At 60.8% G+C, this 16,647-nt stretch carries 16 protein-coding genes; 13 read left to right on the top strand and 3 right to left on the bottom strand.

Going from position 1 to position 16,647, the window contains the following annotated elements; translation table 11 throughout:
• Positions 1-178: 178 nt before the first annotated feature.
• Genes PSUM_RS22125 through PSUM_RS22115 form a run of 3 tightly spaced genes read left to right on the top strand, consistent with a single transcriptional unit; the run spans position 179 to position 4,301 of the window.
• On the top strand, positions 179-1,714 hold the full coding sequence (locus PSUM_RS22125; protein WP_083349972.1) for an MFS transporter: 1,536 nt from the start codon (positions 179-181) through the stop codon (positions 1,712-1,714).
• A 26-nt stretch (positions 1,715-1,740) separates the two neighbouring features.
• A complete protein-coding gene (locus PSUM_RS22120) occupies positions 1,741-2,805 on the top strand; it encodes an HlyD family secretion protein (RefSeq protein ID WP_020795868.1) in 1,065 nt (354 codons plus the stop codon).
• The gene (locus PSUM_RS22115; protein WP_083349973.1) at positions 2,802-4,301 is read left to right on the top strand and encodes an efflux transporter outer membrane subunit; all 1,500 of its coding nucleotides are present in this window, start codon (positions 2,802-2,804) and stop codon (positions 4,299-4,301) included. The genes PSUM_RS22120 and PSUM_RS22115 overlap by 4 nt, the downstream gene beginning before the upstream one ends.
• A 1-nt stretch (position 4,302) precedes the next feature.
• Here the strand turns inward: PSUM_RS22115 and PSUM_RS22110 are convergent, their stop codons facing one another.
• Positions 4,303-5,061, bottom strand: a complete 759-nt coding sequence (locus PSUM_RS22110; protein ID WP_020795866.1) for a slipin family protein — start codon at positions 5,059-5,061, stop codon at positions 4,303-4,305.
• Positions 5,062-5,063: 2 nt separating this feature from the next.
• Entirely contained in the window at positions 5,064-5,597 is a 534-nt protein-coding gene (locus PSUM_RS22105) for an NfeD family protein (RefSeq protein ID WP_083349974.1), read from the bottom strand.
• A gap of 196 nt (positions 5,598-5,793) precedes the next feature.
• Here PSUM_RS22105 and PSUM_RS22100 point away from each other — a divergent pair, with 196 nt between their 5' ends.
• From PSUM_RS22100 to PSUM_RS22060, 9 genes are all read left to right on the top strand, one after another.
• Positions 5,794-6,255 (top strand): aminoacyl-tRNA deacylase, encoded by a 462-nt coding sequence (locus tag PSUM_RS22100; protein ID WP_033042421.1) that lies wholly within the window; start codon positions 5,794-5,796, stop codon positions 6,253-6,255.
• Between the two features lie 132 nt (positions 6,256-6,387).
• Positions 6,388-6,633, top strand: coding sequence for a DUF2789 domain-containing protein (locus PSUM_RS22095; protein ID WP_020795863.1), 246 nt, complete (start codon positions 6,388-6,390; stop codon positions 6,631-6,633).
• Positions 6,634-6,747: 114 nt separating this feature from the next.
• A complete protein-coding gene (locus PSUM_RS22090) occupies positions 6,748-7,176 on the top strand; it encodes a MarR family winged helix-turn-helix transcriptional regulator (RefSeq protein WP_020795862.1) in 429 nt (142 codons plus the stop codon).
• Entirely contained in the window at positions 7,173-9,245 is a 2,073-nt protein-coding gene (locus PSUM_RS22085; protein ID WP_083349975.1) for an FUSC family protein, read from the top strand. Before PSUM_RS22090 ends, PSUM_RS22085 begins: the two co-directional genes overlap by 4 nt.
• Positions 9,242-9,451 (top strand): DUF1656 domain-containing protein, encoded by a 210-nt coding sequence (locus PSUM_RS22080; RefSeq protein ID WP_008059581.1) that lies wholly within the window; start codon positions 9,242-9,244, stop codon positions 9,449-9,451. Before PSUM_RS22085 ends, PSUM_RS22080 begins: the two co-directional genes overlap by 4 nt.
• On the top strand, positions 9,448-10,335 hold the full coding sequence (locus PSUM_RS22075; RefSeq protein ID WP_083349976.1) for an efflux RND transporter periplasmic adaptor subunit: 888 nt from the start codon (positions 9,448-9,450) through the stop codon (positions 10,333-10,335). The genes PSUM_RS22080 and PSUM_RS22075 overlap by 4 nt, the downstream gene beginning before the upstream one ends.
• Positions 10,332-11,780, top strand: a complete 1,449-nt coding sequence (locus PSUM_RS22070) for an efflux transporter outer membrane subunit (RefSeq protein ID WP_033042760.1) — start codon at positions 10,332-10,334, stop codon at positions 11,778-11,780. The genes PSUM_RS22075 and PSUM_RS22070 overlap by 4 nt, the downstream gene beginning before the upstream one ends.
• Positions 11,781-11,873: 93 nt before the next feature.
• Complete coding sequence (locus tag PSUM_RS22065) at positions 11,874-12,509, top strand: hypothetical protein (protein WP_020795858.1); 636 nt, start codon at positions 11,874-11,876, stop codon at positions 12,507-12,509.
• A gap of 233 nt (positions 12,510-12,742) precedes the next feature.
• A complete protein-coding gene (locus PSUM_RS22060; protein ID WP_083349977.1) occupies positions 12,743-14,254 on the top strand; it encodes a YdgA family protein in 1,512 nt (503 codons plus the stop codon).
• A gap of 110 nt (positions 14,255-14,364) precedes the next feature.
• Here PSUM_RS22060 and PSUM_RS22055 read toward each other — a convergent pair whose 3' ends face one another.
• Positions 14,365-15,888 (bottom strand): FAD-dependent oxidoreductase, encoded by a 1,524-nt coding sequence (locus PSUM_RS22055; protein WP_083349978.1) that lies wholly within the window; start codon positions 15,886-15,888, stop codon positions 14,365-14,367.
• A gap of 140 nt (positions 15,889-16,028) precedes the next feature.
• Here PSUM_RS22055 and PSUM_RS22050 point away from each other — a divergent pair, with 140 nt between their 5' ends.
• Entirely contained in the window at positions 16,029-16,589 is a 561-nt protein-coding gene (locus tag PSUM_RS22050; protein WP_083349979.1) for a YbhB/YbcL family Raf kinase inhibitor-like protein, read from the top strand.
• The last annotated feature ends 58 nt before the right edge of the window (positions 16,590-16,647 follow it).

Below are 16,647 nucleotides of genomic sequence, written 5' to 3'. Positions count from 1 at the left end.
ATAGCGGGGTGTCAGTCAACGGTGATGGTGAATGTTACAACCCTTTCGCGAGCAGGCTCGCTCCCACAGGTTCTGCAGCATTGCGTGTAACGCACTTATAACCTGTCGATAAGTCAGTTTTCGTCAGGTCACACGCTTCATAGAATGTTTCGGACTTCAAATCCCGGAGCTCGCAACAATGACTTCCCTCACGGTCACGGCACCTCTCGCCGCGACCAGCCCGACGGCCGCCACACCACCGGTCTTCGGCCCGCGGATCATCATCGGCCTGGTTGGCGTGTTGCTGGCAGTGCTGGTGTCGGGCCTGAACGAGATGGTGACCAAGGTTGCCCTGGCCGATATCCGTGGCGGGTTGGCCATCGGTTACGACGAAGGCACTTGGCTGGTTGCTTGCTATGCCGCGACCTCGGTGGCTGCCATGGCGTTTGCGCCTTGGTGTGCCGTCACGTTCTCGCTGCGGCGCTTCACCCTTTACGCCATCAGTGCCTTCACGCTGTTGGGGGTGTTGTGCCCGCTGGCGCCGAACTACGAAAGCCTGCTGGTCCTGCGCACGTTGCAGGGGCTGGCCGGTGGCGCGCTGCCGCCGATGCTGATGACCGTTGCCCTGCGTTTTCTGCCAGCCAATGTAAAACTCTACGGATTGGCTGGTTATGCCCTGACGGCGACTTTTGGCCCGGGCCTGGGCACGCCACTGGCAGGCCTCTGGACCGAGTATGTGGGCTGGCAGTGGACCTTCTGGCAAGTGGTCGTACCCTGCTTGATTGCCCTGGTCGCGGTTGCCTACGGCATACCCCAGGACCCGCTGCGGCTGGAGCGTTTCAAACAGTTCAACTGGCGTGGTTTGCTGTTGGGTTTTCCGGCGATCTGCATGCTGGTGATTGGCATCTTGCAGGGCAATCGGCTGGATTGGTTCGAGTCGAGCCTGATTGTTGGATTGCTGGTGGGCGGTACGCTGTTGCTGGTGCTGTTTTTGATCAACGAGTGGTCGCAGCCGATTCCGTTTTTCAAGATGCAGATGCTCGGCATCCGCAATCTGTCGTTCGCGCTGGTCACCCTGGCCGGCGTGCTGGTGGTGTTGCTGGCGGTGGTAGTAATTCCTTCCAGCTATCTGGCGCAGGTTCAGGGGTATCGCCCGGTACAAACTGCACCCATCACCCTGCTGGCGGCGCTCCCGCAATTGATAGCGCTGCCGTTGGTGGCAGCGCTGTGCAACCTGCGCTGGGTCGATTGCCGCTGGGTATTGGGGATCGGCCTGAGCATGCTGGTGTTGTCCTGCATCGGCGGTTCGCAGTTGACCTCGGCGTGGATTCGCGACGAGTTCTATGTCCTGCAACTGCTGCAGATCTTCGGTCAACCCATGGCGGTCCTGCCGCTGCTGATGCTCTCGACTGGCAGCATCAACCCCATGGACGGGCCGTTTGCGTCGTCCTGGTTCAACACCGTGAAAGGCCTGGCAGCAGTGGTCGCCACCGGCGTGCTGGAAACCCTGACCACGCAGCGCCTGCATTTTCACTCGACCATGCTGGTGGACCGTCTCGGCAACTCTCCCCTGGTCGACAGCGACGCCCCGGGCCTTGCCCACCGGCTGCATGAGCAGGCCGTGGTGCTGGCCGCCTCGGACCTTTACCTGTGCATGGCCGGCGTCGCATTGGCGCTGATCCTGCTGATTTTCTGGCTGCCGACGCGGATCTATCCGCCCCGTGCGCCGACTTGAACGCATCACTGAAACAGAAGGTTTTCATGACGACTCAATCCAAGCAAAAAGTAGCTGTTGGCGTCGCCGTCGTGATCGCGACGGGCGTACTGATTTATCTGCTGGCGCCCGGCCTGTTTGGCCAGCGCACAGAGCAGAGCACCAATGATGCCTATGTCTCGGCTGACTACACACTGGTGGTGCCGCGCGTTGCCGGATTCATCAAGCAAGTGCTGGTGGAAGACAACCAGCAGGTCAAGGCCGGGCAACTGCTGGCGCTGATCGATGATCGCGACCTGCGCGCCGCCGCCGAAGCGGCCGCCGCCGAAGCCGTGGTGGCTCAGGCGCAACTGCAAAATGCCCGGGCGACGCTTGAGCGTCAGGCCTCGGTGATCGCCCAGGCACAGGCACAGGTAGTGTCCGCCAAGGCTGAAATAGCCTTCGCTCAACATGAACTGAACCGATACGACCACCTGGCCGGGGTCGGTGCCGGCACGGTGCAGAATGCTCAGCAAGCGCGCACGCGCATCGATCAGGCTACTGCCCGGTTGGCCAATGTCACGGCGGTGCTGGCGGCGGAGCGCAAGCAGGTGGATATCCTTACGGCCCAGCGTGACGGAGCAGAAGGTGGGTTGAAACGGGCGCAGGCAAAGCTGGAAATCGCCAGTTACGAACTGTCTTACACACGTATTACCGCGCCGCAGGATGGCATGGTCGGTGAGCGCGCGTTGCGTGTCGGGGCCTATGTCACGCCGGGCAGCAAACTGCTCGCCGTGGTACCGCTGGCGCAAGCCTATGTGGTGGCCAACTTCCAGGAAACCCAACTGACGAATGTGCAGCCAGGGCAGGACGTGCAGGTGCGTGTCGACACCTTTGGCGGCGCAGCGCTGAACGGCCGGGTCGAGAGCATCGCACCGGCCACCGGCGTGACCTTTGCTTCAATCAAGCCGGATAACGCGACGGGCAACTTCACCAAGGTGGTGCAGCGGATTCCGGTGAAGATCGTGCTGGAACCGGGTCAGCCGTTAGCCGAACGGTTGCGGGTGGGGATGTCGGTGGAGGCGAGTATCGATACGGCTGGTGCGAAGGCCAATGAGGTTGCGCAGCGATGAGTATCTTCGTTGATTGCGATCCCCTGTGGGAGCGAGCCTGCTCGCGAAGAGGCCATCCGTCTCGACTCACCCTTTGTGCCTTGCTCGTGATGAGCCTGTCAGCCTGCACCGTAGGCCCGGACTTCCAAAAACCTCAGGCACAGCAAGTCACCGAGTGGGCGAAACCATCCAAGGCCGCCGCCAGCCAGGCCAGTGAGGAGACGATGAACGAACGCTGGTGGCAAGTGTTCAACGATCCGCAACTCTCGGCCCTCACTCAACGTGCCCTGAGCGACAACCTTGACCTGAAACTCGCCAGCAGCCGCTTGCAACAAAGCCGTGCTTTACGCCAGGTGATCACCGCCGACCGCTATCCGAATACCGCCGCCACGGGTAGTTACGCCCGTAAACGCAACAGCGGCGAAGGCCTGAGCGATCCGTCGGGGCACAACGGCAATTCTGCATTCAGTCTCTGGGATGCCGGCTTCTCCGCCTCTTGGGAGCTGGATTTCTGGGGTCGCGTGCGCCGCGAAACCGAGGCCGCCAATGCCACCGTGGAAGTCGCCGAAAACGACCGTCGTGGTGTGCTGTTGTCGGTGCTGTCGGAAACCGCTCAGGACTACATTCAACTGCGCGGAGTGCAGAACACCCGTGCCGTTACCGAACAGAACCTCGAGGTCGCTCGGCACAGCCTGAAACTTTCGCAGCTGCGCCTGGCTGATGGTGTCGCAACGGACCTTGATGTCGCCGAAGCCGCCGCCCAGGTCGCGGCCATCGAGTCGCGCCTGCCAGCACTGGAGCAGCGCCAGGCCCAACTGATCAACGCCTTGAGCCTGTTGATGGGGGAACCTCCCCAGGCGCTGGCGGCCGAGTTATCCACTGACGCGCCGGTGCCGCAAACGCCGCGCCAGGTTGCCATCGGCCTGCCTTCGCAACTGGCCGAGCGCCGCCCGGACATTCGCCAGGCCGAAGCCCGCCTGCATGCCGCGACCGCGAGCATCGGCGTGGCCAAGGGGGATTTTTATCCACGGATTACCCTGTCAGGCAGCGTCGGTTCGCAAGCCATGCAACTGAGCGATTTCGGTTCCTGGGGTTCACGCACGTTCGGCATCGGCCCGCAATTCAGCCTGCCGCTGTTCGACGGCGGCCGCCTGCGCGGCGTGCTGAACCTGCGCGAAGCCCAGCAACAGGAAGCGGCCATCGCCTATCAGCAAACCGTATTGCGCGCCTGGCATGAAATCGACGACCAATTGAGCGCTTACAACGCCAGCCAACTGCGCCGCGACAGCCTCGCCGAAGCGGTACGCCAGAACCGTATCGCCCTGCAAACCGCGCAACGGCAATATGTCGAGGGCGTGGTGGACTTCGTCAACGTCCTTACCGTGCAAGGCGCATTGCTGGCGACCCAGGAGCAATGGGTGGAGAGTTCCACCGGCGTGTCGCTGGCAGCAGTCGGGTTGTACAAGGCACTGGGTGGCGGATGGGAGTCGGTTTATCCGCTGGCGGCGCAACGCTGACTCAAGGTTTAGCCGACAGATCCGCCATACCCTTGAGCAATTCGATCGGCAACGGGAAGACAATGGTCGAACTCTTGTCTCCGGCGATCGAGCTCAGTGTCTGCATATAACGCAGCTGCATGGCGCCGGGTTGGCGGCCGAGCATTTCGGCGGCTTGCATGAGTTTTTCCGACGCCTGCAATTCGCCTTCCGCGTGGATCACCTTGGCCCGGCGTTCGCGTTCCGCTTCTGCTTGTCTGGCGATGGCGCGGATCATCGATTCGTTGAGATCCACGTGTTTGATTTCGACATTGGCAACCTTGATGCCCCAAGCGTCGGTCTGGGCGTCGAGAACTTGCTGGATGTCGATGTTCAGTCGTTCTCGCTCAGCCAGCAGTTCATCAAGTTCGTGTTTACCGAGCACCGCACGCAAGGTGGTTTGCGCCAGCTGGCTGGTGGCCATGAGAAAATCTTCGACCTGGATGATTGCCTTCTGTGGATCAAGTACTCGAAAGTACAGCACTGCATTGACTTTGACCGAGACGTTATCGCGGGTGATAACATCTTGCGTCGGGACGTCGAGGACGATGGTGCGCAAGTCGACCCGGACCATTTGCTGGATCACCGGAATCAGCAGGATCAGGCCGGGGCCCTTGACCTGCCAGAAGCGTCCGAGCTGGAACACCACCCCACGCTCGTACTCGCGCAGGATGCGGAACGTCGCCCCCGCCAGTGCGATCAGCAGTAGCAGCAGCGCGACAAAACCGATTTGCAGACCCATGGCTAACCTCCAACCGTTACCGCGTCAGCCGCGGCCACTTCCAGCAACAATCCCTTGCGCGCCACCACCCGGACCTTTTGCCCGACCTGCAATGGCTGGGCGCTCGATACCTGCCAGTGTTCGCCCTGTAGATGCACCCAGCCCAGACACGCATCGCCGGCCTGCAAAGACAGCACCGGGGTCACGCTGCCCAACAGGCCGGCGTCACCGCTGACGGTGTGGCGCGGTCGGGTCTTGAGGGCGCGGATCAACAGGAATATCAAGAGCAGCGCGCTGAGCAGTCCCAGGCCGATCATCAACGGCACGGGCAGTTCGGCATTGGTCAGGATCACTGCGCCGATCACGAACATCACGATTCCGCCCAGACCGATCACGCCATAGTTGGGCAGCGCCGCCTCGGCGATTAAAAAAGCGATACCGAAAGTGATCAGCCAGATCCCCGCGGGATTGGAACCGGGCAGTTCGGCGGTGTCCGCAGCGATGGCGACTCCGCTCAATGCCAACAGCAACGCAAGCGCACAACAACGAGTGTTCACGTGACCCTCCAGGAGAGTCGCAGGTGGTTCTGTATACAGTCTAGTTGAGGAGCTGGTTGTATGAATTTTGCTCAGTTGTCGACCTGTCCGATGGGCGGAATTCCCGCTGGTTTGCCCCAGCGGGCCTAGACTTTTACTACGTACAAAAGTGTTAACCATCGTCCGCCAGGCGTTTCTGCGGACACCGAGGTGCATCATGCGTATGGCAAGAACCGTGCAGAAAAGCCTGGAGCAGGCTCAATGCGAATATGACATCGTCACCCATCCCCACTCGGCCAGCAGCCTCGAAACCGCACGGGTGGCGGGTATACCTGCAGAACGGGTGGCCAAGTCGGTCATTCTTGACGACCACCACGGGCATTACCTGATGGCCGTGCTTCCCGCCAGCCGTCACCTGGACTTGAGCAAAGTGCGCAGCACCGGTGAATGGCAGGTTTCCCGCGAGAGCAACCTTCCGCATCTGTTTGAAGACTGCGAACGCGGGGCCGTGCCGGCCCTGGGCGAAGCCTATGGACTTGACGTTGTCATCGACCCGCTGCTGACTCGACAGAAAGACATCTATCTGGAAGCTGGCAATCACATCAACCTGTTGCACATGGACATGCCGCAATTCCTGAAAATGGTGCCCCATGCAGAGGTGCGGGAGTTGAGTCATTGAGGATCGTTTCGTCAATGCTGTCGTCTTCACGAGCGGGCTCGCTCCCACAAGGTGAACGCCTTCCCTGTGGGAGCGAGCCTGCTCGCGATTGACCGCGCAGCGGTCCCTTTATCAGTTTTACTGGAGCCCGACATGGAAAACCCAACCCACAATCTTCCCTCCCTGTTCAAGCAACTCGGCCTGCCTGACGACGCCGAGAGCATCGACAAATTCATCACCACCCACTCACCGCTCAAACCGGACCTGCACCTGGCGGATGCTTTTTTCTGGAACCCGAGCCAGGCGGATCTGTTGCGCAATGAAATTCTGGAAGACGCCGATTGGGCGGAGGTGGTGGATCAGCTGGATGTGATGTTGAGGAAGGGGAGGGGAATGTAAAAAGCCGAAGATTTGTTTCAAAACTTGACTGAAAATCCCTTCCAATGCCATATTGATAGTTAGCAAACTAACAGTGTGTTTTCCCTCGTGCCGAATAACCTCGACGCTCTGCAAATGAACATCAGCAGCACCATGGTGGTGGCCGCCCGGCACTGGCGCAAAATCTGCCAGTCCACCCTGGCCAACTATGGAATTTCCGAAGCTTGTGCCGTCCCGTTACTGATGATCGGGCGTCTAGGCGAGGGCGTGCGGCAGGTGACGGTGGCGCAGGCGGCGGGGATGGAAAGCCCGTCCCTGGTACGTTTGCTCGATCAGTTGTGCCATGGCGGTTACGTCTGCCGCACCGCAGACGCCCAGGACAGGCGCGCCAAATGCCTGAGCCTGACCGCTACCGGTCGGACCCTGGTGCAAGCCGTCGAGGTTGAGTTGGTGCGTTTGCGTCATGAAGTCCTCGAAGGCATCGATCCGGCAGATCTTGAAGCGACGCTGCGCGTATTGAAGGCCTTCGAGTCGGCCAGTCATTTGCCGGTAACCAGCCCTTGAACGGTTTCTTTTCCGGTATGCCCCCGGCCCGGGACTGGTTCTACGGAGTACGCACCTTCGCGGCCTCGATGATCGCGCTGTATATCGCCTTGCTCATGCAAATGCCGCGTCCTTATTGGGCGATGGCCACGGTGTATATCGTTTCCAGCCCGTTTGTCGGCCCCACCAGTTCCAAGGCGTTGTACCGCGCAGTCGGCACTTTTCTGGGCGCCGCTGCGGCGGTCCTGTTCGTGCCGATGTTCGTGCAGAGTCCTTATGTGCTGGTGCTGGTCATCGCACTGTGGACCGGGATTTTGTTGTTCCTGTCCATGCATTTGCGCACCGCGAACAATTACGCCCTGATGCTGGCCGGCTACACCTTGCCTTTGATCGCCCTGCCGGTAGTGAATAACCCGTTGGCAGTGTGGGACGTGGCCGAAGCGCGCACAGAAGAAATTTTCCTCGGCATCGCCGTCGCTGCGGTGGTCGGTTCGATGTTCTGGCCGCGACGGCTGGCGCCGGTGTTCAACGATTCGGTGAGCAAGTGGTTTGCCGACGCGTCGAATTACAGCACGCGCTTTCTCGCCCGCAACGTGCAGCCCGAGGAGGTCAGCGCCTTGCGCGCCTCAATGGTCGCCACGTTCAATACCCTGGAACTGATGATCGGTCAGTTGCCCCACGAAGGCGCGCGTCCGCAAACAGTGCGCAACACCAAGGAGTTGCGCGGACGGATGATTCACCTGTTGCCAGTGATCGATGCCCTCGACGATGCGCTCTACGCGCTGGAAAGGCGCACCCCTGAGCTGGTGGACAAGTTCGCGCCATTGCTGGCCGCTGCCACTGAATGGCTCGATCACAAGAATGCTGATCCCGAGCGTTGGCAAGCGCTCAAAGACCAACTCGAAGCGCTGCAGCCCAGCCCCGCAGTGCTGGATGATCGCAAGCAACTGCTGTTCTCCAACGCCATTTATCGCCTCGGCGAGTGGGTCGATTTGTGGCAGGACTGTCGCAGCCTGCAACACGCGATCCAGTGCGAAAGCCAGGACAGTTGGCGTGCGGTCTATCGGCATTGGCGCCTGGGGCGCCTGACCCCCTTTCTGGATCGTGGGCTGATGCTCTATTCCGCCGCTTCCACCGTCGCGGCGATCATTGTCGCCTCGGTGCTGTGGATTCTGCTGGGCTGGACCGATGGCGGCAGTGCAGTGATCCTGGCGGCCGTGGCGTGCAGCTTCTTTGCCTCGATGGATGACCCGGCACCGCAGATCTACCGATTCTTTTTCTGGACGGCGATGTCGGTGGTGTTCGCCAGCCTTTACCTGTTTCTCGTCCTGCCCAATCTGCATGATTTCCCGATGCTGGTGCTGGCCTTCGCCGTACCGTTCATCTGCATCGGCACACTGACGGTCAAGCCGCAGTTTTACCTGGGCATGTTGCTGACGCTGGTCAATACCTCGTCGTTCATCAGTATTCAGGGCGCCTACGACGCGGACTTCCTCAGTTTCGCCAACTCCAACCTGGCTGGACCGGTGGGCTTGCTGTTCGCGTTCGTCTGGACCCTGATCGCCCGGCCGTTCGGTGCGGAGCTTGCGGCCAAACGCCTGGCCCGTTTCGCCTGGCGCGACATTGTCAGCCTCACCGAGCCGGCCACGCTGGCCGACCATCGACGCCTGGGCGTGCAGGTCCTGGATCGACTGATGCAGCATTTGCCGCGGCTGGCCGTGACCGGCCAGGACACCGGCATCGCCTTGCGTGAAGTTCGTGTGGCGCTGAACCTGCTTGACCTGCTGGCTTATACGCCGCGGGTTCACGGCGTTCCGCAGGCATTGCTGCGTCAGGTAGTGGCCGAGGTCGGCGAATACTTCAAGGCCTGCCTCAAGGCCGGCGAACGCCTGCCGGCGCCGAGTCCGTTGCTGATGACCCTCGACCGCACGCGCCGAGCGTTGGGCGGCGCGGGTGATGAAGAAACCCGCTTGCACCTGCTGCACGCCTTGAGCGGCTTGCGCCTGGCGTTGTTGCCCGGCGTCGAATTCGTCGGATCTGCCGAGCCCGAAGAACCGCTTCCCCATGGCATCGATGGAGCGCCTTTATGATCGGTGATCTGGATATCAGCGGGGTGTTTTTGCCTACGCTGCTGGTGCTGATGGGCATTACCTATGTGTTGTACCTGTTGGTGCACGGGGTGCTGACGCGCCTGCACTTTTACCGTCTGGTCTGGCACCGGGCATTGTTTAACGTGGCTCTCTACGCCTTGCTGCTTGGCGCCGTGGATTCACTCAGTCGATACCTGATGACATGAAAAAGCCGTTTCTAACCCTTGGTCGCGTGGTCCTGACCCTGTTGATCGTAACTTTCGCCGTGGTCGTGGTCTGGCGCATGGTGATGTACTACATGTTCGCGCCCTGGACCCGTGACGGGCACATCCGGGCCGACATCGTGCAGATCGCGCCGGACGTATCCGGGCTGATCCAGCAAGTGCAAGTGCGCGACAACCAGTTGGTAAAGCGCGGCCAAGTACTGTTCAGCATCGACCAGGACCGTTTCAAACTGGCCTTGCGCCAGGCGAAAGCGGCGGTCGCAGACCGCGAGGAAACCTTGGCCCAGGCCCAGCGTGAAGCCAAGCGTAACAAGGGTCTTGGCAATCTGGTGCCGGGCGAACAGCTGGAAGAAAGCCAGTCCCGGGTGGCCCGCGCACAAGTGGCGTTGATGGAAGCCCAGGTGGCGGTAGACAGCGCGCAACTGAACCTCGATCGCTCGGTTGTCCGCAGCCCGGTGGACGGCTACGTCAACGACCGCGCGCCGCGAACCCAGGAGTTCGTCAGTGCCGGGCGGCCAGTGTTGTCTGTCGTAGACAGCAATTCTTTCCATATCGACGGCTATTTCGAAGAAACCAAACTCAACGGCATCCACATCGGCCAAAGCGTCGACATCCGGGTCATTGGCGACAATGCGCGCCTGCGCGGCCATGTGGAAAGCATCGTGGCCGGTATCGAAGACCGCGACCGCACCAGTGGCAACAACTTGCTGCCCAACGTCAATCCGGCCTTCAGCTGGGTGCGGTTGGCCCAGCGGATTCCCGTGCGTATCGCGTTCGATGAGGTCCCTGAGGATTTCCGCATGATCGCCGGGCGCACCGCCACGGTATCGATCATCGACGACCAGAACCGGGAGCCCGTGCAATGAGCAAGGCCTCGGGTTTGGCGATCGCCGGATTAGGCTTGCTGCTGTCGGCGTGTCAGATGGTCGGTCCGGATTATCACCTGCCGGACGAAGCCGCGATCCACCGTGAAGACCTGCAGGGCGAACTGGCGGTGGACGGCAAGCCGGTGGTTTCGGCACCGGTGCCTGCCGATTGGTGGCGCTTGTATCAGGACCCGCGGCTCGACCAACTGGTGCAGCAGGCCATGGCGTCCAACACTGATTTGCGTGTAGCGGCCGCCAGCCTGCTGCGCGCTCGCGCTCAGGTGGACGAGGCCGAGGCGGCGGGCGGCTGGAGCGGTGGGGTGAAGATGGGCGCCCAGCGCTTGCAGGAATCCGGTGAAGCGTTCTTGCTGCCGGAAAAGGTGCCGGTGGCCAACATCGGCGATATCGGCATCAGCGCGTCCTACCAATTTGACCTGTTCGGCACCTTGCAGCGCGGCATCGAAGCGGCCAAGGCCAATGCCGATGCGACCCAGGCTGCCGCCGATACGGCGCGCATCACTCTGGTGGCCGATGTGGTCCGGGCTTACACCCAGGTGTGCGCAGCCAACGAGGAACGGGAAATCGCCCAGCATTCCCTCGACCTGCAAGCCCAGAGCACCACGCTGATCCAGCGTTTGCGCGATGCCGGGCGTGGCGACGAAACCCAGGTCACCCGTTCGCAAACCCAATTCAAATCCTTGCGCGCCGACATGCCGCGCTATGAGGCGGCACGTCAGGCCGGGCTTTTCCGCTTGTCGATGCTGCTGGCCAAGCCTGTGGATCAACTACCGGCCGGCACCGCCAGCTGCGACGAACTGCCAAAAATCACGCAATTGGTACCGGTGGGCGACGGTGCATCGCTGCTTAAGCGCCGCCCCGACATCCGCCAGGCCGAACGTCGACTGGCGGCCGCGACCGCGGGTATCGGCATTGCTACCGGTGAGCTTTACCCGGACATTCGCATCGGCGCGACCATCGGCACGGTCGGTCTCCTGGAAAACCTCGGCGAACCCTCTGCCAACCGTTGGGGCTTTGGCCCATCGCTGACCTGGAATGTGCCGACCAACGGCGCCAGGGCACGAATTCGCGAAGCTGAAGCGGTGACCCAGGCGACGCTGGCGCATTTCGATGGAGTGGTACTCAACGCTATTCGTGAAACCCAGACCGGCCTGGCCCAGTACTCCGCCTTGCTGCAACGCCGTGAGGCGCTGGCGGACGCCGAGCAGTCGGCGAAGCTGGCCGCCGACCAGACCCATCGTTTCTTCCAGGCCGGTCGTGCATCGTTCCTGGCGGACTTGCAGGCGACCCGCACCTACATCGACGTCACCGCGCAACTGGCCGCTGCCAACACCCAGGTTGCCATCAGCCAGATCGATTTGTTCCTCGCCTTGGGCGGTGGTTGGGAAAGCGGACGAACGCAAGCATCGAACTCCGGCAAACCCTGAGGCCGTTGCTATGCTTTGAAGTGTTGAAAGGGCGTTCGTGCAAAAGCGCCCTGGATTCGTACAAGGCATGCGCAGGTCATGGGGAAACCAATAATGAAAAACCCTTATGCTCTCGGCTTCTGGTGCGCCGTTGTGGCGCTGGTGCTGCTCACAGGCACCTATTTCTACGGCATCATGCTGGCTAACCAGATCGACAAAGCGCTGACGTTCCTCGACAGCGCCGCCCTCTTGATTGCCGTGATGTCCATTGCGGTGGTGGCCTGGGCGTCGGTCCAAGGGCAACGAATCAAAAAAAGACAGCTTGAACAAGGCAAGACCCTGGTGATGATCTGGAACACCAAGGTGGCGCTACGGCGTGTCGAATCGGTCTTCGACCGGTATTTCTGGGGCAGCTACTGGCAGCCGGGCAGGACCTTCCAGGAAGTCATGGGCGAGCTCACGGGCACACCCCTGGAAAAAAGCCTCGAAACCTTGAAAAAACAATGCCTTGAGTTGGACAAACAAGTGGCCGACGACGGTCGGCACTGGCTCAACAATGCTCGCGAGCTGGCTGACGTCGCCACCGCCATGGCCCGGGAGCGCTATCAGCTCGACTACTGCGACCCGCGCAGTGAAGTGACGGGCGGGGCGGTGATCAACCGGGATTTCGAAGTGTTGATCTACACCTGGACGGCGCGGCTGAAAACCTTTGATCACCAGCTCGATGAGATTGAAGTGCAGTATTCCTGATTGCTAAAAGATGCAGCCTGCGGCAGCTCCTACAGGAGATTCGTATCACCCTGTCGGAGCTGCCGCAGGCTGCGATCTTTTTTCAGGCGACACTTTTTCACCGTTAACCATTGGGCTGCCTTGCACGCCTGATGCTAACCTGCACCCCACTTTCAGCGCAGTCGTGACCGCAACCCCTCATGGGTTCAGGGAAGACGACCACACCTCAACAACGGACATTGAACGGGTCATTCATGAATAAATCAGCAGGCGTGCTCCTGGGAATCGTTGTCGCCATTGGTGCAATCAGCGCCGGCGGAGCCTGGTTCACCGGCACCAAAATCGAAGGTGTGCTCAACAGCTCCCTGGCGGATGCCAACAAGCAATTGCAGGCTGCAATGGTCGGTTACAAAGGCACGGCCTCGCTGGAACTGGTGTCCTTGGAACGTCATGTATTCAGTAGCACTGCGCATTACCGCCTCAAGGGTGAAGGCGAAATGTTCGGCGAGGTACCGGTCGAATTGCTGTTTACCGACCACATCGAGCACGGCCCGCTTCCGTTCTCGCGCCTGGTATCGCTGAAATGGTTGCCGGTCATGGCCACCAGTCACTATGAACTGGAAAAGACCCCGCTCACGGAAAAATGGTTCGCCGCCACCAAGGACGCGTCGCCGCTCAAGGGCGTGGTCAACATCGGCTACGACAATTCCACCAACGGCACGCTTGAATTGCTGCCGCTGGAAACTGCACTGGATGACAAGTCCAGCCTGAAATTTTCCGGTCTGAAGGTTGATGTCGCGGCCAGCGCCCAGGCGCAGAAGGTCAAGGCCGATGGCTACATGGACAGCCTCAAGCTGACCACTGTTTCCGAAGACCAGGCACCCGTGCTGGTCGAGTTGAGTGGTCTTACCCTGGCCAGCAACCTGACCAAAAGCACCTACGGTTATTACACCGGCGATAACACCGTCGAATTGAGCAACAGTAAAACCACCTTTGGCCCCAAGCAGTCGGTGCTGGGCTTGAAGAGTTTCGAAATGAAGAACCACACCGAGGAGTCAGGCACCAACGCTTCCGGGCATGCCGACTACAAGATCGGTGAAGTGTCCCTGAACGGCAAGGCTGTGGGTTCTGCCCAGCTTGCCATGAGCCTGAAGAACCTCGACATCCCGGCGACGTTGTCGCTGATGCAGATCTACCAGACTAAATTGCAGCCTTATGAGCAGGCCGCCGCCGAGGCTGCCGAGGCCGGTCAACCGGTCCCCGAGCTGAACTTGACCCCTGCAGAAGAAGCGCAGCTTAAAACCGGCCTGGAAAAATTGCTGGCGGCCGGCCCGCAGGTGGCTCTGGAGAACCTGTCGTTCAACACCGCCAATGGTGAAAGCCGCGCCAACCTGGTGCTTAACCTGACCAAGCCGCAATCGATCGACCTGCCGGCTGACCAGTTGATCCGCCAGATGATCGCGTTACTGGACGTCAACCTGAAAGTGTCGAAGCCGATGCTCGTCGACATACTCAGCGTGCAGTCGCAAATCGACGGCCAGACCGACGCCAAGCTCATCGCCGACCAGGCGACTGCCACCACCGATATGTTCAGCAGCATGGCGGTCGGCTCGCAGTTGGCGAAACTGGATGGCAGCAACGTCGTCACCCAACTGCACTTCGCCAATAACCAGGTGGAATTCAACGGCCAGAAAATGACCGTCGAGGAGTTTGTCGGTTTTGTAATGAGTAAGTTTGGTAATCCTGGTGTAGCCCAAGAGCCATAACGCCCCCGCCGTGTAGGAGCTGCCGCAGGCTGCGATCTTTTGATGTTGGCGTCTGTTTTATCGCCGAAGATCAAAAGATCGCAGCCTTCGGCAGCTCCTACAGGTCCATTTCAACTGCGGATCAACCGCCACGCCTCATCCACCGACAACGGCTGCTTCATCCGTTCGGCGAGCATCGCCATCGTGCGCTCTTCATCGCAGGCGACCGCCGCCGTCACCACGCCATTCTTGCCAAACAGCCCGATAAAAGGCGGGTTGCCAGGATCACCCTTGAACTCGACTTCGTCCCAGGCTTGCGCGCAACCAAGGTAGTCGTAGTTTTTGCCAAAGTGCCAAGTCCAGAAATACGGCACGTCGAGGTAATGTTCATCGCCACCGAGCATGTTCGCCGCCGCGATCCGTGCCTGTTGTTGCGCCAGGCGCCAGTGTTCGATGCGCTGGGGCTGGCCGTTAAGTGTGAACGTCGCGATATCGCCAGCCGCCCAGAGCCCATCGGCTACGCGCATCCCGCCGTCGACCAGCAGCGACTGGTCATTTTCCTTCGGCAGATCGGTAAAAGGCGCAGTGGCGGGGGTGACGCCAATCCCGACCAGCACCAGGTCCGCCGGCAGACGCTGGCCATTATCCAGTTGCACCGCTTCGACTCGCGTCGCTCCTTCAATCTGCGCTGCCTGCCCCTCGGTTCGGTACACCACGCCGTTGGCCTGATGCAGCGCCAGAATCGCCTTGCCGACGCTGTCACCGAACTGTTTGGCGAAAGGCACCGGATGGCGGGCCAGCACCGTGACCTCCAGGCCGTATTGGCGCAGGGAGGAAGCGGATTCCATGGCGATGAAACTGTCGCCGATGATCACCGCCCGCTGACCGGCCTTGGCGCTGTGCAGAATCTGTTGCGCATCCGCCTTGGAGCGCAAGACGAACACTTGCGGCAGGTCCGCGCCGGGCAATTGCGGTCGAACGGGGATACCGCCTGTCGCCAGCAAGGCGGCGTCGTACTTCAGCGATTGGCCGTTGACCAGTTGTAGCGTTTTGTTGGCGGCATCCAGGCTCGCCACTTCAGCGTTCATTCGCTCGATTCTTTGCTCCCGGTAGAAGTCTTCGTCGCGCAGGGGCGGGATTTCTTCCAGTGGTGTCTGTCCGGCAATCACGAATTTGCTCAGTACCGTGCGGTCGTACCCGGCGTTGGCTTCGCGGTCGATCAGTAGCACCCGACCGCCAAAGCCTTTTTCGCGCAGGGCCGAAGCCGCCGCCGTGCCCGCGGCTCCCGCACCGACTATTACAAAAGTGCGCTCGTCATCGGCCGGTGGCGTGTGAGCGTCTTGCAGTGGCTGATCGTCGACCCAGATTTCGTCCCCGCGCACTTCAAGCGGGTAGCGCTTGAGGCTGTCCAGGGCTGGCGGTTCACACAATCCGCCGTCCTCGATCCGAAACTGTCCCTTGTGCCATGGGCACGTCAGCCGCCCATGGCAGAGCGCGCCTTCGACTAGAGGCGCTCCGGCATGCGGGCATTCGCCTTGATAGGCGCGCACGTGATCGCCGACTTTAAGCAGGAGGATCTTGCTGTCCTGGACGCTGACTTCCAGGCCACGGTCTTCGGGTATATCGGCGAGATGGGCAACGCGATGCAGGGTCATGATCGCTCTCCGGACAGGCGTTTAAATTAAGAGTCTGGCGCTTAACTCGAGGTTCATCCAATTGCCACTGCCACCGCGCAAACGGTCCAGTTATAGTTTGCTCGCCGACCTCGGCCCCACCCGCACCAGGTACTCCCGGTATGACCCGATTGACCTCTCTGACCCCTTGGCTAGCGGCTGTCACAGTCGCCCTTTGCGTGCAATTTCCGGCGCAGGCCCAGGAGCGTTTTACCCTGAACATCCCAGGCGTCTCGGATGATCGACTGTTCACGTCGGCTGCCGCCAGCGACGCCCCGGGTTGCGGCGGACACAACGTTTCGCCAGCGCTGAACTGGAACGCCGGCCCTGCAGGCACGCTCAGCTACGCCATCGTCATGCACGACCCGGATGGCCAGAAAGGCCAGGGCATCGATCATTGGGTGCATTACGGTATCAAGGCCGGCACTCACCAGATCCCGGCGGGCGTCGGTGCAAAATCCACGCTCGAGGGTGTCGGCGGCACCAACAGCAAAGGCACTACGGGGTACGTCGGGCCTTGCCCACCGGTTGGCGACAGCGCACATCACTACATCATCCAGCTCTTTGCCCTGGACCTGGCCCCGGATGCCCTGCCAGCCGGCCTGACGCGCACCCAGTTGCTGGAAAAAATCAAAGGTCATGTGCTGAAAAACAGCAGCGTGGTGCGGCGCTACCACCGCTGAAGATTTTTTGCGCGGGTTAACCCGAACCCTCCGGGCTGTCCGTCTCACGGGATGAATG

The sequence above is a fragment of the Pseudomonas umsongensis genome (assembly GCF_002236105.1).
In the GTDB taxonomy this organism is placed as follows: domain Bacteria; phylum Pseudomonadota; class Gammaproteobacteria; order Pseudomonadales; family Pseudomonadaceae; genus Aquipseudomonas; species Aquipseudomonas umsongensis.
This window is presented reverse-complemented; position numbering and strand designations above follow the sequence as displayed.

What these genes read in the sequence shown, in the direction of transcription:
- PSUM_RS22070 (WP_033042760.1), top strand. Translation starts at nt 10,332, where the DNA reads ATGAGCAAGGCCTCGGGTTTGGCGATCGCCGGATTAGGCTTGCTGCTG.
- PSUM_RS22050 (WP_083349979.1), top strand. Translation starts at nt 16,029, where the DNA reads ATGACCCGATTGACCTCTCTGACCCCTTGGCTAGCGGCTGTCACAGTC.
- PSUM_RS22075 (WP_083349976.1), top strand. Translation starts at nt 9,448, where the DNA reads ATGAAAAAGCCGTTTCTAACCCTTGGTCGCGTGGTCCTGACCCTGTTG.
- PSUM_RS22120 (WP_020795868.1), top strand. Translation starts at nt 1,741, where the DNA reads ATGACGACTCAATCCAAGCAAAAAGTAGCTGTTGGCGTCGCCGTCGTG.
- PSUM_RS22090 (WP_020795862.1), top strand. Translation starts at nt 6,748, where the DNA reads ATGAACATCAGCAGCACCATGGTGGTGGCCGCCCGGCACTGGCGCAAA.
- PSUM_RS22095 (WP_020795863.1), top strand. Translation starts at nt 6,388, where the DNA reads ATGGAAAACCCAACCCACAATCTTCCCTCCCTGTTCAAGCAACTCGGC.
- PSUM_RS22055 (WP_083349978.1), bottom strand. Translation starts at nt 15,888, where the DNA reads ATGACCCTGCATCGCGTTGCCCATCTCGCCGATATACCCGAAGACCGT.
- PSUM_RS22125 (WP_083349972.1), top strand. Translation starts at nt 179, where the DNA reads ATGACTTCCCTCACGGTCACGGCACCTCTCGCCGCGACCAGCCCGACG.
- PSUM_RS22100 (WP_033042421.1), top strand. Translation starts at nt 5,794, where the DNA reads ATGCGTATGGCAAGAACCGTGCAGAAAAGCCTGGAGCAGGCTCAATGC.
- PSUM_RS22115 (WP_083349973.1), top strand. Translation starts at nt 2,802, where the DNA reads ATGAGTATCTTCGTTGATTGCGATCCCCTGTGGGAGCGAGCCTGCTCG.
- PSUM_RS22060 (WP_083349977.1), top strand. Translation starts at nt 12,743, where the DNA reads ATGAATAAATCAGCAGGCGTGCTCCTGGGAATCGTTGTCGCCATTGGT.
- PSUM_RS22110 (WP_020795866.1), bottom strand. Translation starts at nt 5,061, where the DNA reads ATGGGTCTGCAAATCGGTTTTGTCGCGCTGCTGCTACTGCTGATCGCA.
- PSUM_RS22065 (WP_020795858.1), top strand. Translation starts at nt 11,874, where the DNA reads ATGAAAAACCCTTATGCTCTCGGCTTCTGGTGCGCCGTTGTGGCGCTG.
- PSUM_RS22080 (WP_008059581.1), top strand. Translation starts at nt 9,242, where the DNA reads ATGATCGGTGATCTGGATATCAGCGGGGTGTTTTTGCCTACGCTGCTG.